This is a genomic window from Paenibacillus massiliensis 2301065 = DSM 16942, assembly GCF_000377505.1.
Taxonomy (GTDB): domain Bacteria; phylum Bacillota; class Bacilli; order Paenibacillales; family Paenibacillaceae; genus Paenibacillus; species Paenibacillus massiliensis.
This window is the reverse complement of the sequence record NZ_KB898187.1, coordinates 488,897-510,361: the sequence shown is the minus strand read 5'-3', so window position 1 is coordinate 510,361 and position 21,465 is coordinate 488,897. Positions and strand designations below refer to the sequence as shown.

The following is a 21,465-nucleotide window of genomic DNA, read 5'->3' as shown; positions in this document are numbered from 1 at the left end:
AAGAGTGATGGGAATCGAATGATGCCAAATGCTGTGATATCTATAATTGCAATAAAAGAGACCTACCCCGGACGAATCAATCGCCTGGGATAAGTCCCTTGAATTTCTTCTCTGTTTATGCAGTCTCGCCCGCCCGCTTGGTGCTCAAGGACAGCCAGGTATAGCGCCACTTGAGCTGCATGACGAGCAGCAGGATCAGGGCCAGCACAGCTACCATACCGATCGTAATAAAGCCGAGAGAGTAGGAGCCTGTAGCCTTATACATATTGCCGAGTATTAATGGCAGCGCGTATCCGCCGAGACCGCCTGCTGCACCAACAATGCCTGTCATTAATCCAATTTCATTAGAGAAACGCTGTGGCACGAGTTGGAATACAGAGCCGTTGCCTGCACCAAGGCACATCATACCCATGAACAGAAGGGCAACGACTACAGGCAGTGATGGCAGGAAGGATACACCTGCCAGCATGAGTGCCGCACCTCCGTAAAGCATTGTAAGTACCTTGATGCCGCCAAAGCGATCTGACAGATAACCACCTACTGGTCTGAAGAAGCTACCTGCGATAATACATATGGTTGCGATGTCAGCAGCTTGAATAGCGGACAGGCCATATTGCACGTTGAAGAAAATAGTAAGATAATTCGCCAAGCCTACGAAACCACCAAACGTTACGCAATAGAGTAGACAGAATACCCAGGCATCCCCTTGGCTCAGCACCTTGGCATAATGGCTTAGACGCTTGGGTGCAGGGCGATTGGGGCTATTGGAGGCTAGGATGGAGAACAGGATAAAGACGATGAACATCGGAATTGCAGCCAGGCCAAACACGATCTTCCAGCTTCCGAAGTGCTCAGCGATCCGATTGGCGAACAGGGTCGCGAGGACTGTACCGCTGTTGCCTGCACCGGCAATCCCCATGGCCAATCCCTGATGCTCCTTGGGATACCACTGACTTGCAAGTGGCAGGGCGGCTGCGAAGGAAGCGCCAGCTACGCCGAGCAGCAGCGCTACAAGATAGAGCTGATCCAGCGAATCGACCCATAGCCATCCCAGTAACAAAGGAATAAAGGTCGTGGCCATTCCCAGTTGCCCCGTTAGCTTTGGACCGATGTAATCGGACAGAAAGCCGAGCAACAGACGTAATATGGAGCCGCCTAGCACCGGGAGAGCTACCAGGTTGGCTTTTTGCACCGGGTCCATGGGGTAATCGAGGGCAATGAGTACGCTAAGTGGCCCGATCATGCCCCAGATCATGAAGCTGATGTCGAAATACAAAAATGAACTTAATAGGGTAGGCTTGTGCCCGCTTTTCCAAAAACTCGTCTTATCCATCTAACCACTCCTCTGTATAGCCTGCTCAACCCAAAAAGAGGCCGCAACTTGTCCTGATGACATAAGTTGGCGGCCTCTTTGCCGACACGAAATAGCACGTCATTGTGCCTTCGCTGGATGAACATGTAGCCATGTTATTTTGATTCAAATTATAAAAACCAAAATATTAAATGTCAATATTCATGACACATAATTTTATAAAAACCTGAATTTTCGTTTTTGAACCCTTTTTGATGTTAATTTTATTGACTTATTTAAAATTGCAGATTATATTAGAACTAATATGAGCAGCACAACGAGGTGCTGTGTGTAATCGGCAATGGAGCCCTTTTCTTTTAATGGAAAAGGGCTTTTTCTGTCTACAGGAGAGGGAACGTTCGCAAAGACGCTTTTGCGCTGCAGGTGAACGATTGAGTCAGGTTTTCTGACTTAGATGAATGAGAGCTATTAATACAAGCTGGGAGCTGGAAGTGGGGAGTGCCATGGAGAGAACTAAACTACTCATCATTGGTAACGGAATGGCTGGAATCAAATGCGTAGAAGAGATTATACAGCTCGCACCAGACCAATTCGATATTACGGTCATTGGGGATGAGCAGCAACCCAACTATAACCGGATTATGCTATCCAAAATGCTGCAAGGCGGGGCTGAGTTAAATGATATCATTCTAAACGATTATAGCTGGTATGCAGAGCATGGCATTGAACTGATTACGGGAGAACGGGTTATTGATATTGATCCGCATGCCCGAACTGTCTTGACGACTGCAGGGACTTGTCGTACGTACGAGCTCTTAATCATAGCTACCGGCTCATCCTCTTTCATTCCGGCACTTCCGGGTGTGGACCTAGAGGGTGTGATCTCATTTCGAAATATTGAGGATTGCAGCAGAATGGTGGAATATTCCCAGCGCTATAGGAAGGCAGTTGTCATTGGTGGCGGACTATTGGGGCTTGAGGCTGCGCGAGGGCTGCTGCACTTGGGAATGGAAGTCGTTGTTGTGCACAACACCTCATATTTGATGAACCGCCAGTTGGATGAGCCAGCGGCCGGGATGCTGCAGGCGGAGCTGGAAGGCCAAGGTATGCAATTTCGTTTATCAGCGGATACGAAGAGAATTAAGGGCAAGAAGCAGGTTACTGGCCTCGAATTCACAGATGGCACAGAGCTGAAGGCGGATATTGTGGTGATGGCCATCGGTATACGTCCGAATGTTGCGCTAGCCAAGAACTGCGGTCTACAGATGGGGCGGGCGATCGTGGTGGATGATTATATGAGAACAAGCCAGCCGCATATCTACGCTGTAGGGGAATGCGCAGAGCATCGCGGGATTACCTACGGTCTGGTTGCACCATTATACGAGCAGGCCAAAGCGCTCGCTGCACATCTGTGCGGACATGAGCATGAGGGGTACCGAGGCTCCATCCCTTATTCAAAGCTAAAGATTTCGGGGGTCGATGTATTCTCGGTTGGCAATCTGAGTGAGCCCGGGACAGAAACGGTTATCCAGCAATATGATGGCATTCGTCGTACTTACAAGCGGATAACGGCCAAGAATGGTGTCGTGCATAGTGCTGTGCTATTCGGTGATACGATGGAAGGAACGACTTTGGTAGGCATGGTACGCAGCAGCGCGTCTGTCAGTGAATTAGCGGCAATGACAGCTGCTCGGGCGGATACAGGCAACGATGGATCATTGAGTCTGGTGGCTTCCATGCCGGATCAGGAGACCGTCTGCGCATGTAACGCAGTGAGCAAGCGAACGATCATGAATACAATACGTGAGCATAATCTGCAGTCAGCGGAGGAAGTCAGAGCACACACCAAAGCCTCCGGCTCCTGTGGCGGATGTCTCAATATCGTCAAGGCGTTGGTACAGTACGCTCATACAGATATGGGAAACACTAGCCAAGCTGCTGCTTCGCCAGTCCAGAGGAAGGCGCCACTATGTGAATGCACTGATCTGACTCACGCTGACGTATGTAGCCAATTGCGCGAACTTTGCGAATCTGATCCAGGCCTGACGACTGTAGCGGCTATGGCTAGGCTAGGCTGGCGGTCATCGGCTGGCTGTGGACTCTGCATGCCTGCAATTGAATATTACATTGATATTTTGCATGAAAAACAAGGATTGCAGCAGACTCACAAAGTATCGGATCATCAGGATCTGACCACTTCAGGCAACAGCTTGTATGTGATGAGTCATTCTGCTGACCCTATGTCGGGAGCATTGGCTGAACAGGGGAGAAGACTAGCGAGTCGACTCTCAGAGAGCTGGAGCGGTATAGTGTTTCCAACTAGGGTCAACGCTGTCGTCAATACTATCAACGATCCCATTCTGGTCCTGCACGTACAACCGATTGGACTTATGCGAAGTCCCATAGGCTGGGAAGTCTATGCTGGCGGTCATTCACACTCGCCTACCCGTGAGGCACAGCTTGTCGGGGTGGAAGAGGATGAGGAGCATGCGCTTCAGCTTCTAATGGCATGCTTGCAGCTCTACAGACATACCAGCGAGTATGATGAACGAATGTCTGAGTGGCTGGAGCGGATAGGACTCACCACGGTGCGTGAACAGTTACTGGATCTGGAACAGAGAGCAAGCTTAGTGGACTCGATCCAACGCCGTGTGAGAGTGCCATTAGAGCAAACATAGAAAAGAGAGAGTAAGCAAGGTAGAGCACAGCTGGAGAAAAGACAGCGTTATCGAATGGACATAGCTAGCGAGGGAATGAACATTATTCATCTAGGATGGCACGGAGCACCATTCATCTTAGATGGCAATGAGCATAATTCATCCTAAATAGAAATGGGGAAAAAGGGATGCTAACTACATTGACGCAATGTCCTTTTTGCAGTGTACAATGCAAGGCTGATATACGGCTGGAGGAGAGAACACCACAGGGCAGGTCGTTCGTTGTCCAAGGAGCTCCTAACGCGGCTTCCCAAGGAAGATTATGTGTCAAAGGGCAAAATGCCCATCAGCACGCACAGGGTCGCGATCGCCTGAAGCAGCCGCTGATCCGAAAAAATGGCGAGCTTACCCCTGCTAGCTGGGCGGAGGCGCTGAGTCTGGTAGGTGCACAATTCAAGCAGACCACATCCCGGTTTGGTCAGAATGCTATCGGTGTATATGGGGGTGGCTCATTGACCAACGAGACGGCCTACATGCTGGGTAAGTTCGCCAGGGTGGCGCTTGGCACTAGATATATAGACTATAATGGTCGTTTTTGCATGTCAGCAGCAGCTTCGGCGGGCGTCAAAACGTTCGGCATGGATCGTGGGATGACCTGCCGTCTGTCTGATATTGCCGCAGCTTCTTGTATTATTCTGGCGGGTACCAACATAGCGGAATGCCAGCCTACGTTAATGCCGTATTTTCTCCAGGCCAAGGAGAAGGGGACGAAGATCATTGTGATCGACCCAAGACATACAGCTACGGCTGCCCTCGCAGATATTCACCTGCAAATCAAGCCGGGCACGGATGCTATTCTGGCTGCTATGTTCATGAAGATCATCGTCTCTGAGGGACTGGTTGATGAGGATTTTGTTGCTAGTCGAACGGAAGGCTATGCAGAGCTGCAAGCTGAGCTAGCCGGGCTTGATCTGGCTGAGATGGCTGATCGTTGTGGGCTCGCGCTTGAGCAAGTGCGTACAGCCGCCATCATGTACGGCGATGCTCCGACAGGAATTATATTTACAGCGCGAGGAGTGGAGCAGCAGACGGACGGTCATCTGGCTGTGAGGGGACTGCTGAACCTCGTGCTCGCTACAGGCAAGATTGGACGCGAAGGCTGCGGTTATGGAGCGGTGACCGGACAAGGCAATGGGCAAGGCGGAAGAGAACATGGACAGAAGGCCGACCAGCTGCCAGGATACAGATCCATTGAGAACGATGCGGATCGTGCTTATATTGCTTCTGTATGGGGAATACAACCGGAGGATCTGCCGCGCCAAGGTGTATCCGCTTATGAACTACTTGAACGGATGAATTCACAGGAGATCCGTACGCTGTTCATTATGGGCTCCAATCCTGTCGTCTCTAGTCCGCATGCAGATCGAGTGGAAGAGGGCTTGAAGAAGCTGGATTGCCTCATCGTTGCAGATATGTACCTGTCTGAGACTGCGCGGATGGCAGATGTCGTACTGCCGGTAACGTCCTATCTGGAGAACACGGGAACCATGACGAATCTGGAGGGACGTGTGCTTCTGCGTGAGGCCGTTCAGCCCCCTCCAGGCGAAGCTTGGCATGATTGGATGATTCTGCGGGAGTTGGCACGGAGCCTGAGCAAGGAGCAATACTTCCAGTATACGTCGGCTGAAGAAATATTCGAAGAGCTACGGATTGCGAGCAAAGGCGGAACTGCAGATTATTATGGAATAACCTATGAACGTCTGAGACAAGAGGGAGGAATTTACTGGCCCTGTCCCGCAGAGGAACATCCGGGTACAGGCATGCTATTTGCAGAGCGATTCGCCCATGCAGATGGAAAAGCGGTCTTCGCACCGTTCCAGCTTCCTCAGCAGACAGAATTCCCGGATGGAGAGTATCCATTGACCTTAACTAATGGAAGGGTGCTGGCTCATTATCTGACGGGGGTACAGACCCGTCGCAGTCCTGCACTGGCTGCCAGACAGCTGCATAACTTCGTGGAAATTCATCCGCAAACAGCTCAACAATACCGGATTAGGGAAGGTGAATGGGTAGAGATATCATCCCGGCGGGGCAGCTTCACTGTGCGCAGTAAGTACAGTGCTGCAATTCGCCCAGATACGATCTTCGTCCCCATGCATTGGGGCGGCATTCAGAATGTGAACAAGGCTACGAATCCGGCGCTGGACCCATTCTGCAAAATGCCAGGCTTCAAAACGGCCGCTGTTCGGATACGGACAGCAACTCTGGACTAACCGAGCTGTTGAACAGCATGTAGGAAAGTAGGATCTACAGAAATGTAGTGAATTACGTGGAGTGTCGACAGATCAGAGGAAGCAGATGTGAAAAGGCAAGTATCCGTAGTATTTATGCGGATGCTTGCCTTCTTATGTGCATGCTGGACAGGATCTTTGCATCATGGAACTCCATCTCTTTTGGAGCTTTAAACTGCCTGCAAAATGTTAATTTTTATTAATTTGTGATTGACAGCATGAAAAGATATAAAGTAACATTGTTTTCATTATTGTGTGAAATCTTTCGGAAATAAGGAGAAAATTATGGACTTTAAATCGAGTTTTTCAGAAATCCACGCTATTTCTCGAACGATATTCCAAAATCCAGAGCTTGGCTATAAGGAATTTCAGACCAATAAACTGGTAAAGGATTTTCTTCAGCGCGTGAACCCTGATATTGAGCTGGAGAGCTTCAGCACCACAGGGCTCAAGACTACTCTGGGTACCGGCAAGTCGCTAAATATTGCGTTCATTGCCGAGCTGGATGCTGTTTATGCACCCTCGCATTGGCAGGCCGATCCTGCAACAGGTGCGGCTCACAACTGTGGGCACTATACCCAGGTTGCCATCGCACTTGCTCTCTATCAATACTACTACAACACCAAAGCTTATGAAGCGTTGGATTATGCGCTCACCTTTGTCTTCGTGCCTGCGGAAGAGTACCTGGACCTGGCCTATCGGGATCAGTTGCTTGAGGAAGGCAAGATCTCCTATTATGGCGGCAAGCCGGAAGCGATGAAGCTCGGCGTCTTCGATGATATTGATGTTGGCATTTGTGTGCACGCTATGGGTGGGGAGTTCGAGCGCAGAACGATTGAGATTAATTGTGACCTGGCAGGCTTTTTGTACAAAAAATATACCTTCAAAGGACAAGCCTCGCATGCAGGCTTCGATCCCTTCAGTGGTAAAAATGCATACAGCATGTCTACGTTGTTCAATGTAGCGCTTGGTCTGGCTCGACAGCAGCTGCGTGATACAGAGAAGATTCGAATGAACCCGATTGTATTGCAGTCCGATATGTCCACGAATGTAATCCCTAATCATATTACTGTTGGCAGTGATCTTCGCACCCAAACCGTGGATTACATGAAGATAGCTGCCCAGACGATGGACAAGGCTGCTTTGGGAAGTGCACTGGCTCTTCAGGGTGAGGTAGACATCGCTACTCAAATGGGATATTTGCCCTTTGTGCAGGATCGTTATCTGTCCGAATTCGTGCGAGAGGCCTTCCTTGCCAACGATGAAATCGAGGATATCTACAATAATAACGCGATCAGTGCAGCAGGGGACATTGGTGATCTGGCCTACATGATGCCATGTATTCAGATCGGCTACAGTGGCTTCACGGGGACGATCCATGGGGATGATTTCAAGGACATTGATCCGGAGTTCATCTATGAGGTGTTCCCAAGGTTCCTGACGCAAGTGCTGGAGCGAATGAGCGGAAGCATTGACCGCAGTCGGTTGTATCGGAGAAGCTTTGCTTCTTATGAGCAACTGTTAGCATCCATCGTTGAGCCTCCCCAATCCAAGACTGAACATCCCTTTAGCTAATAGATAGTAATAACATACAATTCATTGTGAATTGTGATGAGAGCCAGCACAGATCTGAACATAAGACTAGAAATGAGGTTAGCCTGAACTATGACTAGAACGAAATCCTATATTTATCTGCTTGCTTTCGTGCTATTAATCATTACTGTGGCAGAGTTCATTGGTATTCAATCCATTCCCGTAGGTAACATCCGTATTAGTCTGCTTCCGCTTGTATTCGCTATTCTGATCACTATGGTATTAGGTATTCCCGTTCTGCGCAAAGGCATCATGACCAAAATTTACAGCAAGACGAATGTGAACTTCGCCAGTAAATACTTGATTTTCATCATGCTTCCGCTAATGGCTCGTTACGGGGCCGATGTAGCGCCGAAGCTGGATCAGATCCTCGAGGTAGGCTGGGTGTTCCTGCTTCAGGAGATTGGCAACCTCGGAACGATCTTGCTCGGGCTCCCTATCGCGATCTTGCTGGGATTGAGAAGAGAAGCCATTGGATCGACACTGGGACTTGGACGTGAAGGAGAACTCGCTTATATTTCTGAAAAGTATACCCTGGATTCGTCTGAAGGAAGAGGCGTATTGTCTCTTTATATTATAGGTACATTGTTTGGTACGCTGTTCTTCAGCATTATTGCTCCGATCTTGCATGCGATGGGCTTCTCGATTGAAGCATTAGCCATGTCCGCAGGCGTCGGCTCTGCCAGTATGATGACAGGCGCATCCTCGGCTCTAATAGCGATCAACCCGGAGATGACGGAGACGATCAACGGCTACGCGGCAGCAAGCCAACTGCTAACCAGTTTCCTGGGCACCTATACCATGGTCTTCCTGGCCGTTCCCCTGCAGCGCTTCATGTACAAATTCATGGTAAGAGGTGATCGTTAATGAATCCGGTGGTTCATAAATATGGTAAATATGCGTTGATCATGCTGCTAAGCGTGTCTCTTATTCTCTTCACTGAGCAAGTCAAATTCTGGCGTGCGGGCGAGGGTGGCCATGTCGGTCTAGGGACGATATCCGGTCTGGCTGTGCTGTGGTTGTTCTCGTTCATTGGAATCCTGATTGCTGAGGTAATGAAGAGACAGCCGATCAAATTCCTGGCGGACTTTCCAGTATTGGGCTGGGTATCGATTACTTCTCTTATATGCTGTCTGATATCGGATGTGTTCATTACGGCTATTGCCAATGTCAATTTCTTATCGATTACAACCCCGATCCTTACATTTGCAGGCATTTCAGTAGCAGACAGGCTGGTGGATCTGCGGAAGACTTCCTGGAAAATTGCCATTGTAGCTGTATTCGTCTTCACCGGCACGTATTTGGGAAGTGCAGTCATCTCGGAAATTGGTTTGTCACTGGCTGGAAGATAATTTATAACTGATTTCATAAGCCCGCTGATCCAGAATATTGGACAGGGGGCTTTTTTATTTCACTTAGTACCATGAAACATCACTTTCCATTATGAATCACAATAACAGTCATAGAAAATAATTATGACTTATATTGGGGTAATAATGTTGCATATAAAATATATATGACGTATTATATGAATCAATAAAGCAATAAGTTGGTAAATTACCTTCTGACTGGCATCATAATAGACCTCATGAAGGAGGCGGGCGGCGGGATAATGATAACGGTGCTGAACAGATATAGCGGTCAGCGACACGATGTGGATTCCGGGACCTGCACAGCCTGCATGGAACGGAAGCGGAGGGATTGACGATCGAACTAACACCAAGACAAATGGATATTGTAAATATTGTACAAAAGCATGCACCGATTACTGGTGAGCAGATTGCAGAAATGCTGAATGTCAGTCGGCCCACCCTGCGGACAGACCTGTCCAAGCTGGTAATCTTGAATTATATTGATGCCAAGCCCAAGGTAGGCTACTTTCTCGGCAAGCGTGGTACACAGAACCGGGATGAGAAATTCCGACTTCTGCAAATGAAGGTAGGAGACATTCATAGCGTACCCGTGATTGTCCGGGAGACGACGACGATTCAGGATGCTGTAGTATCTCTTTTTCTGGCTAATGTCGGGAATCTGATCGTTACCGATGAGCACGGACATCTGGCAGGTGTAGCCTCGCGGAAGGATTTTCTTAAGGTCACACTCGGCAATCCTACAGCAGGTGCGATTCCGGTGAGTATGATTATGACCAGGCAACCGAATGTGGTCACAGTATCTCCGGAAGACACCATTATGGACGCAGCTCGCAAGATTATTTCTCATCAGATTGACAGTCTTCCAGTCGTCATTCCGGTAGAGTCGGACTCGCCAGGGGAGCAATGGAAGGTTGTAGGTCGCATTACCAAGACGAATATCATTAAAATGTTGCTGGATATGGTAGCAGAGGAATAGTGGGAGGAATGGGATGGTTCAGTCTTCAAGTCATTTTATAGCGGTATGCTCAGACTCGATTGGCGAGACAGCCGAGGCGGTAGTGCTGGCTACGATGAGACAGTTCGAGCTGCCGAACACAGAGATCAAACGATATATGAATGTAAGAGATGAAGAGGAACTGACCCAGATGATGGAGGAGGTCGCAAGGCGTGGTGGATTTGTGGCCTATACACTGGTCCAGCCGGAGCTGCGAGAGCTCATCAAGGAGGAAGCGGTCAGATTGAATGTGCGGGCTGTGGATGTGATGGGTCCGATGATGCAAGCGATGGCTGATACCTTCAACAATGATCCCAAGGAGAAGCCGGGTCTGCTCCATCGACTGGATGATACGTATTTTCGGCGAGTGGAAGCGATTGACTTCGCAGTACAATACGACGATGGCAAGGATGTAAGCGCAATACAAAGAGCGGATATCATATTGCTGGGTGTCTCGCGCATATCCAAGACGCCACTCTCGATGTTTTTAGCACACAAGGGCTTCAAGACAGTGAACTTCCCGCTCGTTCCAGAGCTGACGCCACCTGCGCAGCTATGGGAAGCATTGCCTGGTAAAATATTCGGCTTAACGATCAAGCCAGAGGATCTGTTGAAGATTCGCAGTGAACGCTTGAAGGTCATGGGACTGCCGCATAATGTGCAGTACGCCACACTGGAGCGTATTCAGGAGGAAATTGATTATGCTATGAAGCTGTTCGCCGAGCTGGGTTGCCCGGTTATTGACGTGACGGATAAGGCGATTGAAGAGACGGCGGGTCTTATTACTAAAGAGCTGTAACGCTAGTTATCGCTTGCTTACAAATTCAACAAGAAGCATATATATGGAGGGATGATGGTTATGGAAAGTCAATTGGCCTTGGAGTTGGTACGTATTACAGAAGCGGCTGCTTTGGAATCCGCCAGATGGACAGGTCGCGGTGACAAGCATAGTGCAGATGATGCCGCTACCGTAGCCATTCGAACTCATTTTAATTCAGTATCCATGGACGGCACCGTCGTCATTGGCGAAGGCGAGATGGATGAAGCCCCCATGCTGTATATCGGTGAAAAGGTAGGTAACCGGAAGGGGCCCAAAATTGATATTGCTGTGGATCCATTGGAAGGCACAGAGACGGTGGCTAACGGGCTGAATAATGCCCTGTCCGTCATTGCCGCTGCTCCAGCGGGCAGCTTGCTGCACGCTCCTGATATCTATATGCAGAAGCTGGCTGTGGGACCGGAGCTGGCCGGCAAGCTCTCATTGGATGATTCCATGGAGGACACCTTGATTAAGGCATCACGTATTCTGGATAAGTCCCTGTCTGACCTCACAGTCTCCATCCTGGACCGTACCCGTCACGAGCATCTGATCAGTGTCCTGCGTAAAGCAGGCGTACGTATCAAATTGCTCGGTCATGGGGATGTTATGGCGGCGATTGAAACCTGCACAGATAGCGGTGTGGATATGTATGTGGGGTCCGGCGGTGCCCCTGAAGGGGTTCTGGCGGCAGCTGCACTGAAATGCATGGGTGGTGAAATTCAGGGGCGCTTGCTTCCTGAAAGCGATGAGGATGTGGCCCGCTGCATTCGGATGGGCTTGCAGCACCCGGATGCATTGCTGAGTATGGATGCGATGGTCGGTGGCCAGGGCGTGCTGTTCGTAGCCACGGGAGTAACTCCTGGCGACTTCCTGCCAGGTGTGAAGTACCTGCCGCGCAATCAGGCCGAGACGCATTCCGTGGTCATGTATTCGGAGACGAAGACGGTACGGTTCGTGCGCAGCATGCACCGCTTGCCGCTACTGCAAAGTGATCTGGCCGCTGCGGTCTCCTATTAATTCTATGAAGTTAGATTTGTAGTTCGGTATTATCCGTATTTCAATCCAGCACGATTGGAATCTGGTTAATATAGCTTTGACTTTATTGCCATTGTGTAATACTCCGTACTTGGCGTACTTGGGCAGTCTGCTCGGGTACGCTCTTTTTGTATCTTATAAATGTTTTTTATGGTGGCAGGAGTCCTTTTATTTCCTATAGTCGTGTTAGGTAAAGCTGGTTTATATGCTGAATATAGGATGCTCCTAAATAGTTTGTTGTAATAATATTACTAATTTGGACGGTTGAATTTAACTATGCTAGAATATAAGAATTAAACGGAAAGGAACTTAAATCAATGACAAATAAAGTTACGAAGATTATGGGCGCAACTGTATTGTCTGTTTCACTTATTGCTGGAGTGTATAGTGCTGTTTCGGCATATGATGTTTCAGCATCTGAAGAAGGAAATGAAATCATTGAAGCTAGCCCTTTAATCAAGGATTCACTAACTTGGGATTTGAAGGGGAATGCAATGGACCCTACGAATACCTTTTCTGTGACAGCTGGTTATCCAAATATAAAATTGTATGCAAAAAATACAGGAGCAGCACCCTATAGAGTTGAGGTACAGCACATCAGCAAGAAAAGGGTTATTTTTAATGAGACCGTTGCAGTAGGTAAAACGGTAGAAATCGCAAATAATGATAGTAATCCACTTGTTCCCTCAGGCACGTATTTAATAACCATTTACGGTGGACCTGGTCTACCCAAAGGAGAACTTATTCTCAAAAGCTCTGACACGAAATGGCCTGTGAAAAAAGAGGTGAAGTAGAAGCGATAATATCGTGCCATGCAGAATTTCCGCTTTCAGTTCTGGCTTCTTTAGTGAGAACTTTTTTGCTGTTCTGCATGGATTTCAACAAGGTACGGATAGCTATGGAAATGGCAGGAGAAGAGATTGCCATTTCGCACAGCGCAGAATCGACGATTGTGGAGGGTGACAGATGTAGGATTGCACTGGGCTTTGAGATCGCTGCAGCCGAATCGATGAGACTCGGTATCGTTCCGATTGAGGGAGCACGGCGGAATCCGGTCGAATTGATTGAGCTATGCATCATATGGTGAAGAAGCAGATCATAATAGCACCCATACGATTAGCGGAGCCAACATTGAGCCGAACACTGCACTGAGCGTAAGCGCCACTGTACTGGTAGAGACCACGACAGGACCGATTTCTGCCGCCTTGCTCGTCCCAAGCGCGTGTGAAGCAGCTCCTAATCCGATGCCCTGGGCAATACCACTGGTAATTCGAGAGCATCTGAAGACAGCGGGTCCCAGTACAACCCCAGTAAATCCGGCGATCATTACAAATACCGAGGTAATAGATGCATTTCCGCCTAATCCTCCGGCAATCCCCATCGCCACAGGTGTCGTGATCGACTTGGGCAGTAGTGAGATGATCAACTCCGTGGGATAGCCCATCCATAAAGCCAACCCGATACCGCTAACCATGCCAGTCATGATTCCGACAGCGGTTCCTCCAAGTACAGCCCGCCATTCCTTCAGTAAAAGATCTAGCTGCTTGTACATGGGATAGGCTAACGCTACGACAGCTGGACCGAGACAATAATTCAGCCACTGTCCACCTCTCATGAACACGTCATAAGAGATGTCCATTCCCAGCAGGAGGATGATTATCAGCGCACAGCAGGTCAAGCTGGGTACGAGAATCGCCCACTTGAGCTTCCGGTACAGTGCGTTCAGTACAGAGAACATCACCACAATAGCTATAACTATGGCTGCTTCGAGAAGGATTTCGAGCATGTGGCAGCCTCCTCGGGATTTGACGTTAGCTTGGCGATCCACTGTGTGGCTTTGCCCGAGAGAACCATGGTCAGCAGCGTACTGAATATCACAATGCAGATTAGCCACTGTCCACCACCAGTGAACACATGGAAGTAGTTTATGACCCCGACGGTAGCAGGCACCAGAAAGAGAGGAATGTATTTCTGCAGAAATGTAGCTCCATGCATGACCCAATTCTCTGGAACGATGTGTAGTTTGAGTGCTGCAAACAACAGCAACAGCCCGAATATGCTGCCAGGAATCGGGAGTCCAGTGAGCGTCTGAAGCAGTAGCCCTGCACCGTAAAATGCAGTGAGTAGAGCAAGCTGTAAGAAAAATGAGATGATTTTCATAGTGTTGTGGGGAGTCTAACGCTCTCCATGTGCCCCCTTGCAGTCTAAAAATGTAAAGCTATCTTATCCCAACGTTATCGGTTTCTACAAGACCCGAAATAAAAGAGTATAAAAGTAAGCGTTGACATCAAAAATCTTCTATGCTAATTTGTTGAGGTAAGTACTTAACCGAATACGGGATTGTTACTGGTAAAGCAGGCAAGACCTAAATTGTAGAGCATGGGATACGTATGTATTCTGCCGCTTCTTACGATTTAGGTCTTTTTTTGTTGCTGATCACGTCCCGCAAGACCACATGACACAGCTAAGGGGGATTAAACAATGGGCAAATTTACAGAGCTCTCCAATCGTATTGTAGAGCATGTAGGTGGCGAGGAGAACGTCGTTGAACTGTATCACTGCATGACGAGGCTTCGCTTTAAGCTAAAGGATTTCGCAAAGGCGGACAAGCAGCAGCTTGAGCAGTTGGATGGAGTAATAACGGTGGTGCAAGGAAACGGGCAGTATCAGGTGGTCATCGGCAATGATGTTCATGCTGTATACAAAGAGATCATTGCACAGCATGACATCAAGGCAGCAGGAGAGGCGAAGGAAGAGGCCAAAGGTGAAAAATCCGGCAATCTGATCACACGCTTCTTCAACACGATGTCCGGGATCATGACGCCAATCGTACCGGCCTTAGCCGGGGCGGGGATGCTGAAGGCTGTCCTGGTGATTCTAAGCACGACGCTTGAGGTGCTGTCTCAGGACAGCAGCACTTACAAGATTCTGGCAGCTGCTGGAAATAGCGTATTTTATTTTCTGCCGCTGCTGTTGGCCATCTCGACGGCAAGGCACTTCGGAGCGAATATGTTCGTGTCCCTGACCATCATGGGCGCCTTGCTTGAGCCGAATTTTACAGGACTGATGAAGAGCATCGGAGATGTCACCAGCTTTATCGGCATTCCAGTCGTACTGATGTCTTATACAGGTACATTGATTCCGGCGATGCTGACAATTTGGGTATTTTCCTACCTAGAACGTTATCTTAAAAAAATCATTCCCGCCAATATCCAGATGTTCGCCGTACCGCTGCTATCCCTGATGATTATGGTGCCACTGGCCGCCGCTGCAGTCGGTCCGGTGGGTGTCTATCTTGGAAATGGGATTGCATCAGGAATTAATTATCTCAGCAGCTCCAACGGGCTCATCATGGGAGCTCTGATCGGTGGGGGCTGGACACTGCTTGTCATGTTCGGACTTCATTGGGGGATCGTCCCGGCGATGCTGAACAACCTTAGTCTGCATGGGTTCGATACGATCAAGCCGCCCTCCGCAGCAGCTACCTTTGCTTCCTCCGGTGCCGCGCTAGGAGTGTTCCTGAAGGCCAAGGACAAGAAGCTGAAAGCCTATGCCTTATCCGCTTTGATGCCGTCCATTCTGGCTGGTGTAACGGAACCGATTGTGTACGGAATTTCAGTGAAGCTGAAACGCCCGTTAATTGCCCAGATTATAGGGGGTGTGATCGGTGGTGCGTTTATCGGTGCGTTCCACTCCACTGTACTTGCCTATGTATTTCCAGCTGTTACGACATTGCCTGCCTTTGCAACCGATACCTTTGTCTATTTTCTGATTGGGATCACCGCGGCCTTCGTCATTACGGCTGTACTGACTTATATATTCGGCTTTGAGGAGCAAGTAGAGGTAGCACCGTCTGGTAGGAGCAAGGCAGAGACCGTGCAACAGCAAGCCTCTTCCACTCCAGCAGCAGACACTCAAGAAACAGGTGTATCTGCTCCTGTTAGCGGTCAGGTCATTCCCCTTCAAGAAGTCTCTGATCCGGTATTCTCTTCCGGTGCTATGGGGGACGGGGTAGCTATATTACCAGAGGAAGGAAAAGTCTATGCTCCGGTCGCGGGAACCGTGACATCCATAGCCAAGAGCAAGCATGCCATTGGCATTACAGCAGACGATGGCTTCGAAATCCTGATTCATGTCGGACTGAATACCGTTAAGCTCAAAGGAGCACCGTTCGAGCTAAAAGTAACGGAGCAGCAGCAGGTTCGCGAAGGAGAACTCCTGATGGAGTTCGATCTGGAAGCGATTCGCCAAGCAGGTCTTGAGCTGACGACGCCTGTTATTGTGACGAATCTGAATACTTTTCACCGTGTAGAGACGACAGCCAAGCGCCAGGTCTTGTATCGTGAGCCACTGCTGAAGCTGCATGAATAATAACAAACTAAAAAATGGAGGTTGAGACTGTGGAGCATCGCCAAAAATCACCGTTTCCGGACGGTTTTCTGTGGGGAGCGGCATCGGCCGCTTACCAGATTGAAGGGGCTTGGGATATAGATGGAAAGGGACCTTCCGTATGGGACACTTTCACCAAGCAGGAAGGAACGACATACCAGGGGTCGAATGGGGATATAGCCGTCGATCACTACCATCGCTATAAGGAAGACATTGCACTGATGGCTGAGCAAGGCCTGAAGGCATACCGATTCTCCGTTGCCTGGAGCCGTATTTATCCAACTGGACGGGGAGAAGTGAACGAGCAGGGGCTGGCCTTCTATGATGACCTGATCAATGAACTGCTTGCCCACGGCATTGAACCCATTTTGACCCTGTATCATTGGGATCTGCCGCAGGCTCTGATGGATGAGTACGGCGGATGGGAGTCGCGCCGAATTATCGAGGATTTTGATCACTATGCAGTGACGCTGTTCCGCCGCTACGGGGACCGGGTAAAGTACTGGGTATCCTTGAATGAACAGAACTATTTTGTAAGCTACGGCTATGAGACGGCACTTCATCCACCGGGCGTACGTGATCGCAAGCGCATGTATGAAGTCAACCATATTGCGAATCTGGCTAATGCCACCGTCATTCGCTCCTTCCGTTCGTGGGTTCCTGACGGGTTGATCGGCCCAAGCTTTGCATACAAGCCGTATTATCCCATCAATTCTGATCCGGCGAATGTATTGGCTTATGAGAACAGTGAGGACTTGAACAATTACTTCTGGATGGACATATACGCCTGGGGACGTTATCCTACTTCGGCCTGGAGATATCTGGAGGAGAATGGATTGACACCGACAGTCCAGTCTGGGGACTTTGAGCTGCTGGCATCCGCCAAGCCTGATTTCATGGGCGTCAACTACTACCGCACAACGACGGTAGAGCATTATGGATTGCATAACGAGCTTGAGCTTGGGCTTAAGAATACATCTGGTGCGAAGGGCTCCACCAAGCATTCCGGTATTCCAGGACTGTACAAGACTGCGGCCAATCCCTTTGTGGAGACTACCAATTGGGACTGGGACATTGATCCACAAGGAATGCGCATTGGCATGCGTCGCATCATGAACCGTTATCAGCTGCCAGTACTGATCACCGAGAACGGACTAGGCGAGTTCGACAAGCTGGAGGAGGGAGAGCTCATCCGTGACGACTATCGTATCGCTTATCTTCGCAGCCATCTAGCTGCTATTCAGGATGCGATCTCGGATGGAGTAGATGTTCTAGGCTATTGCGCATGGTCTTTCACAGATCTGCTGAGTTGGCTGAATGGATATCAGAAGCGTTATGGTTTTGTGTATGTGGACCGGGATGAATTGGACGCTAAAGAGCTGCGCCGTATCAAGAAAGAAAGCTATTACTGGTATAAAAATGTCATTAAGAGCAATGGTGAGGAATTGTAGAGAAGGTACACGGACTAGTGTGTTCATAGAATCACGGCCACCATCACGGCCCCTATTATTACGACTACTATAATCACGACAGTTATAGAAACGAGGGAGAAGACATGATTTCAAATACAGCATTTCCCAAGCATTTTCTATGGGGCGGCGCCATAGCCGCCAACCAGGCAGAAGGAGCTTGGAAGGAAGGCGGCAGAGGCCCATCTATTAATGATGCCTTGCGACATGGAATCGTAAATGGCGTGCTGGATGAGGAAATTGATTCAGGTGTGTACTATCCAAGTCATGAGGCCATTGACTTCTATCATCATTATAAGGAGGATATTGCACTCTTTGCAGAAATGGGCTTCAAATGTCTGCGCACCTCGATAGCCTGGTCCCGGATTTTCCCGAAGGGGGATGAGGAGGAGCCTAATGAAGCCGGTTTGCAGTTCTATGATCAATTATTTGATGAACTGCTCCATTATGGGATCGAGCCAGTCATTACAATCTCCCACTTTGAGACGCCGCTCCACCTGGTGCGGGAATATGGAGGATGGACGAACCGGAAGCTTGTTGCCTTTTTTACTCGCTACTGCGAGGTCATCTTCAGACGTTACGGGCACAAGGTAAAATACTGGATGGGCTTCAATGAAATTAACCATATGCATACGATACCCCTGGCCGCAGGCGGCATTGAGCTGCGCAACCCGGAGCACAAGCTGCAGGACATATACCAAGCCAGTCACCACCTGTTCGTGGCTAGCGCGGCAGCTACCAAGCTATTGCATGACATCATTCCTGGTGCACAGATGGGTTGTATGCTCTCGTTGAGCATTATCTATCCGAATTCCTGTAATCCTGATGACGTATTTGAGAGCTACGAGCTACGGCGCCGTTCGTTATTCTACTCGGACGTGCTGCTGCGCGGCGCGTATCCCAAGTATGCGGAGCGAATCTTCAGAGAGCATGATATCAAGCTGGTCATGGAGCCAACAGACTTGGCATTGATCAAGGCCTATCCTGCTGATTATATTGGATTTAGCTACTATCGCAGTACGACGCATAAGGCAGGCATGCCGATTTTGGGGAACACTGGTGGTATTATGGGGCTGGATAACCCGCATCTGCGAAAGACCTCATGGGGCTGGCCCATTGATCCAAAAGGGCTACGTTATGTATGTAATGAGATCTATGATCGGTACGAGAAGCCAATCTTCATCGTAGAGAACGGATTTGGAGATCGGGACGAGCTTCGTGAGGACGGAACGATTGTGGATGACAGTCGTATCCAATATCTCAATGAACATTTGATCGAGCTTCATCAGGCCATGCTAGATGGATGTGAGATTATGGGGTATACCTGGTGGGGGCCGATTGATATTGTCAGTGCTGGCACAGGGGAAATGAATAAACGCTATGGCTTCATCTATGTAGATAAAGACAATGAAGGACGTGGAACGCTCCGCCGCATGAAGAAGAAGAGCTTCTACTGGTATCAGCAAGTCATCGCTACGAATGGAGAGATTCTCTTACAGGCAAAGGACGATTCAGATGAGAATAGAGCGAATACTGAACAATAATGTAATCATCGTCATGAATGAACATCATAAGGAATCGGTCATCATGGGAAAGGGGATTGCTTTCCAAAAGAAGGCCGGTGATCATGTCGATAATGACAAGATTGAGAAGATGTTCACGCTGGACAATAAGGGACTGTCAGAGAAGCTGCAGGCCTTGCTTGCCGAAATACCAATGGAGCACATGGAGGCGTCGGAGAAAATTATTAATTACGCCAAGCTCCAGTTGGGTAAAATTTTGCATGATAGTATCTATGTCACCCTTACGGATCATATCAGCTTTGCGATCAAGCGCGCTTTTAAGGGGATGGACCTCAAGAATCCGCTGTTATGGGAGGTCAAACGCTTCTATAAAGAAGAATTTGAGGTTGGGCTAAAGGCTCTTCAAATACTGCGTCAGGATCTGGGTGTAGTGCTCTCGGAGGACGAAGCGGCCCAGATTGCTCTTCATCTGGTAAATGCCGAGCTGAACGAGAACATGGGCAATATGGTTGATATTACCAAGGTTATGCATGATGTGCTCAGCATCGTCCGCAAGCATTTTGCATTTGAATATGATGAAGATTCGCTCGTATATTTTCGATTCATTACACATTTGAAATTTTTCGCCCAGCGTCTGATCAACGGAACAGATGCCACCAGCACAGACAATGCACTGTTTGGGATGGTAAAGGAGCAATATAAGGAAGCATTCGCCTGTGTGGAACGGATCAAGGTGTATATTCACAAGACGTACCAACGTGAGCTGACCAACGAAGAAATGCTGTATTTGACCATCCACATTGAGCGTGTAGTCAACCATCGCTAAATTAGAATGTGATTTGGCATCGCAAGAATCTCTGATGCAATACAAGAAACTAAGGCTGTTCCCCAGGAAAGGCGGGTCCTGCGGGAATCAGTCTTTTTTTCATAAAGAGAGGCAGTGGATTTCATGCGTCCTGAAGATGTAGAACTTTTAACTTACGAGGATATAAGGTATTCTGTTATATATTGCAATTGCTGTAGGTGCTGCAGGTGTAGCAGATTCAGTGACTTCTGACTGGATTCCTGTCACATTTGATGCATTGTACAACGGGCTAGTTAAAGGTAATGGATAAAAGGAGAGAATCATATGAATGAAGTCATTAATACGCTGAAGGATCATCGTTCCATTCGCTCGTATACGAATGAGCCTGTCACTCAGGAGCAGCTGGATGCCATTATTGCTGCTGCCCAGGCAGCCCCAACATCTATTCATGGTCAACAGGTCACGGTCATTGGTGTCCAAGACGCTGAGCGTAAGGCGAAGATTGCAGAGCTCGCAGGTAATCAGAAATGGATTGCAGACGCACCTGTATTTCTGCTGTTCTGCATGGACTTCAACAAGGCGCGGGTGGCCATGGAGATGGTAGGAGAAGAGATTATCATTACGGACAGCGTAGAATCGACCATTGTGGGCGCGACCGATGTAGGGATTGCTCTGGGCTTTGCGATCGCAGCTGCCGAGTCGATGGGGCTTGGCATCGTTCCGATTGGCGGAGCGCGGCGTAATCCGATCGAACTGATTGAGCTGCTCGGACTGCCTCAATATGTAGTCCCTGTCTGCGGACTTGTAGTGGGTCATCCAGCAGATAGCTCAGGCTTGAAGCCTCGTCTCCCCAAGGAGACTTTCTATCATGAAGAGACTTATAATCATGACCTCGCCCCATGGATTGATCAATTCAATGAACAGTATGGTCAGTATCTGACAGAACGCGGGGCAGAGAAGGGACGCAACTGGTCTAATACCATTTCTGCCTACTATACACGCCTGTACTATCCACACGTGCATCATATGGTGAAGAAGCAGGGCTTTGGACTAGATAGATAACCAATGGATTCGGAGTGGAATACCAATTGGACTTTGTACATCGGATTGAAATATGTACGAATTATAATCTAATGTGTCCAACCTGAATGATGGCTTGCATAGAATCAATATAGCGTTTGTACGTTCATATAAGAAATATCCA

The 21,465-nt window shown here is 48.8% G+C and carries 18 protein-coding genes; 15 read left to right on the top strand and 3 right to left on the bottom strand.

The genetic code is table 11. The features are described from left to right. Positions 1 to 115: 115 nt before the first annotated feature. Positions 116 to 1,333, bottom strand: coding sequence for an MFS transporter (locus tag D328_RS0108770; protein ID WP_018884617.1), 1,218 nt, complete (start codon positions 1,331 to 1,333; stop codon positions 116 to 118). A 482-nt stretch (positions 1,334 to 1,815) separates the two neighbouring features. Between D328_RS0108770 and D328_RS0108765 the strand changes: the two genes are divergently transcribed. The 10 genes from D328_RS0108765 (at position 1,816) to D328_RS0108720 (ending at position 13,162) form a co-directional block, all read left to right on the top strand. Further along, positions 1,816 to 3,990, top strand: a complete 2,175-nt coding sequence (locus tag D328_RS0108765; RefSeq protein ID WP_026281082.1) for an FAD-dependent oxidoreductase — start codon at positions 1,816 to 1,818, stop codon at positions 3,988 to 3,990. A gap of 167 nt (positions 3,991 to 4,157) precedes the next feature. Next, the gene (nasC, locus tag D328_RS0108760) at positions 4,158 to 6,242 is read left to right on the top strand and encodes an assimilatory nitrate reductase catalytic subunit NasC (RefSeq protein ID WP_018884615.1); all 2,085 of its coding nucleotides are present in this window, start codon (positions 4,158 to 4,160) and stop codon (positions 6,240 to 6,242) included. Between the two features lie 303 nt (positions 6,243 to 6,545). Next, entirely contained in the window at positions 6,546 to 7,835 is a 1,290-nt protein-coding gene (locus tag D328_RS0108755) for a M20/M25/M40 family metallo-hydrolase (protein WP_018884614.1), read from the top strand. 90 nt (positions 7,836 to 7,925) lie between these two features. Then, a complete protein-coding gene (locus D328_RS0108750; protein ID WP_018884613.1) occupies positions 7,926 to 8,720 on the top strand; it encodes a DUF3100 domain-containing protein in 795 nt (264 codons plus the stop codon). Further along, on the top strand, positions 8,720 to 9,205 hold the full coding sequence (locus D328_RS0108745) for a hypothetical protein (protein ID WP_018884612.1): 486 nt from the start codon (positions 8,720 to 8,722) through the stop codon (positions 9,203 to 9,205). The genes D328_RS0108750 and D328_RS0108745 overlap by 1 nt, the downstream gene beginning before the upstream one ends. Before the next feature lie 376 nt (positions 9,206 to 9,581). Beyond that, positions 9,582 to 10,202: a helix-turn-helix transcriptional regulator gene (locus D328_RS0108740; RefSeq protein WP_018884611.1), complete on the top strand. Its 621-nt coding sequence runs from the start codon at positions 9,582 to 9,584 to the stop codon at positions 10,200 to 10,202. Between the two features lie 13 nt (positions 10,203 to 10,215). Next, positions 10,216 to 11,019: a pyruvate, water dikinase regulatory protein gene (locus tag D328_RS0108735; protein WP_018884610.1), complete on the top strand. Its 804-nt coding sequence runs from the start codon at positions 10,216 to 10,218 to the stop codon at positions 11,017 to 11,019. Between the two features lie 60 nt (positions 11,020 to 11,079). Beyond that, the gene (glpX, locus tag D328_RS0108730) at positions 11,080 to 12,057 is read left to right on the top strand and encodes a class II fructose-bisphosphatase (protein WP_018884609.1); all 978 of its coding nucleotides are present in this window, start codon (positions 11,080 to 11,082) and stop codon (positions 12,055 to 12,057) included. A 335-nt stretch (positions 12,058 to 12,392) separates the two neighbouring features. Continuing rightward, the gene (locus tag D328_RS0108725) at positions 12,393 to 12,869 is read left to right on the top strand and encodes a hypothetical protein (protein ID WP_018884608.1); all 477 of its coding nucleotides are present in this window, start codon (positions 12,393 to 12,395) and stop codon (positions 12,867 to 12,869) included. Positions 12,870 to 12,973: 104 nt separating this feature from the next. Continuing rightward, positions 12,974 to 13,162, top strand: coding sequence for a nitroreductase family protein (locus tag D328_RS0108720; RefSeq protein WP_205622113.1), 189 nt, complete (start codon positions 12,974 to 12,976; stop codon positions 13,160 to 13,162). 9 nt (positions 13,163 to 13,171) lie between these two features. Here D328_RS0108720 and D328_RS0108715 read toward each other — a convergent pair whose 3' ends face one another. Together D328_RS0108715 and D328_RS0108710 are read right to left on the bottom strand one after the other, a co-directional pair. Next, on the bottom strand, positions 13,172 to 13,861 hold the full coding sequence (locus D328_RS0108715) for an LrgB family protein (RefSeq protein WP_018884606.1): 690 nt from the start codon (positions 13,859 to 13,861) through the stop codon (positions 13,172 to 13,174). After that, positions 13,831 to 14,235 (bottom strand): CidA/LrgA family protein, encoded by a 405-nt coding sequence (locus D328_RS0108710; protein WP_018884605.1) that lies wholly within the window; start codon positions 14,233 to 14,235, stop codon positions 13,831 to 13,833. Before D328_RS0108710 ends, D328_RS0108715 begins: the two co-directional genes overlap by 31 nt. Positions 14,236 to 14,556: 321 nt before the next feature. Here D328_RS0108710 and D328_RS0108705 point away from each other — a divergent pair, with 321 nt between their 5' ends. The 5 genes from D328_RS0108705 (at position 14,557) to D328_RS0108685 (ending at position 21,323) form a co-directional block, all read left to right on the top strand. Further along, complete coding sequence (locus D328_RS0108705) at positions 14,557 to 16,446, top strand: beta-glucoside-specific PTS transporter subunit IIABC (protein ID WP_018884604.1); 1,890 nt, start codon at positions 14,557 to 14,559, stop codon at positions 16,444 to 16,446. Positions 16,447 to 16,475: 29 nt separating this feature from the next. Then, complete coding sequence (locus D328_RS0108700; protein ID WP_018884603.1) at positions 16,476 to 17,915, top strand: glycoside hydrolase family 1 protein; 1,440 nt, start codon at positions 16,476 to 16,478, stop codon at positions 17,913 to 17,915. A gap of 104 nt (positions 17,916 to 18,019) precedes the next feature. Beyond that, the gene (locus tag D328_RS0108695; protein ID WP_018884602.1) at positions 18,020 to 19,477 is read left to right on the top strand and encodes a glycoside hydrolase family 1 protein; all 1,458 of its coding nucleotides are present in this window, start codon (positions 18,020 to 18,022) and stop codon (positions 19,475 to 19,477) included. Beyond that, entirely contained in the window at positions 19,449 to 20,282 is an 834-nt protein-coding gene (licT, locus tag D328_RS0108690; protein WP_018884601.1) for a BglG family transcription antiterminator LicT, read from the top strand. The genes D328_RS0108695 and licT overlap by 29 nt, the downstream gene beginning before the upstream one ends. A gap of 303 nt (positions 20,283 to 20,585) precedes the next feature. Continuing rightward, the gene (locus D328_RS0108685; RefSeq protein WP_018884600.1) at positions 20,586 to 21,323 is read left to right on the top strand and encodes an NADPH-dependent oxidoreductase; all 738 of its coding nucleotides are present in this window, start codon (positions 20,586 to 20,588) and stop codon (positions 21,321 to 21,323) included. Positions 21,324 to 21,465 lie beyond the last annotated feature (142 nt).

Excerpts from the sequence above, each read along its gene's own strand:
- D328_RS0108770 (WP_018884617.1), bottom strand. The coding sequence starts at position 1,333 with ATGGATAAGACGAGTTTTTGGAAAAGCGGGCACAAGCCTACCCTATTA.
- D328_RS0108765 (WP_026281082.1), top strand. The coding sequence starts at position 1,816 with ATGGAGAGAACTAAACTACTCATCATTGGTAACGGAATGGCTGGAATC.
- nasC (WP_018884615.1), top strand. The coding sequence starts at position 4,158 with ATGCTAACTACATTGACGCAATGTCCTTTTTGCAGTGTACAATGCAAG.
- D328_RS0108755 (WP_018884614.1), top strand. The coding sequence starts at position 6,546 with ATGGACTTTAAATCGAGTTTTTCAGAAATCCACGCTATTTCTCGAACG.
- D328_RS0108750 (WP_018884613.1), top strand. The coding sequence starts at position 7,926 with ATGACTAGAACGAAATCCTATATTTATCTGCTTGCTTTCGTGCTATTA.
- D328_RS0108745 (WP_018884612.1), top strand. The coding sequence starts at position 8,720 with ATGAATCCGGTGGTTCATAAATATGGTAAATATGCGTTGATCATGCTG.
- D328_RS0108740 (WP_018884611.1), top strand. The coding sequence starts at position 9,582 with ATGGATATTGTAAATATTGTACAAAAGCATGCACCGATTACTGGTGAG.
- D328_RS0108735 (WP_018884610.1), top strand. The coding sequence starts at position 10,216 with ATGGTTCAGTCTTCAAGTCATTTTATAGCGGTATGCTCAGACTCGATT.
- glpX (WP_018884609.1), top strand. The coding sequence starts at position 11,080 with ATGGAAAGTCAATTGGCCTTGGAGTTGGTACGTATTACAGAAGCGGCT.
- D328_RS0108725 (WP_018884608.1), top strand. The coding sequence starts at position 12,393 with ATGACAAATAAAGTTACGAAGATTATGGGCGCAACTGTATTGTCTGTT.
- D328_RS0108720 (WP_205622113.1), top strand. The coding sequence starts at position 12,974 with ATGGAAATGGCAGGAGAAGAGATTGCCATTTCGCACAGCGCAGAATCG.
- D328_RS0108715 (WP_018884606.1), bottom strand. The coding sequence starts at position 13,861 with ATGCTCGAAATCCTTCTCGAAGCAGCCATAGTTATAGCTATTGTGGTG.
- D328_RS0108710 (WP_018884605.1), bottom strand. The coding sequence starts at position 14,235 with ATGAAAATCATCTCATTTTTCTTACAGCTTGCTCTACTCACTGCATTT.
- D328_RS0108705 (WP_018884604.1), top strand. The coding sequence starts at position 14,557 with ATGGGCAAATTTACAGAGCTCTCCAATCGTATTGTAGAGCATGTAGGT.
- D328_RS0108695 (WP_018884602.1), top strand. The coding sequence starts at position 18,020 with ATGATTTCAAATACAGCATTTCCCAAGCATTTTCTATGGGGCGGCGCC.
- licT (WP_018884601.1), top strand. The coding sequence starts at position 19,449 with ATGAGAATAGAGCGAATACTGAACAATAATGTAATCATCGTCATGAAT.
- D328_RS0108685 (WP_018884600.1), top strand. The coding sequence starts at position 20,586 with ATGAATGAAGTCATTAATACGCTGAAGGATCATCGTTCCATTCGCTCG.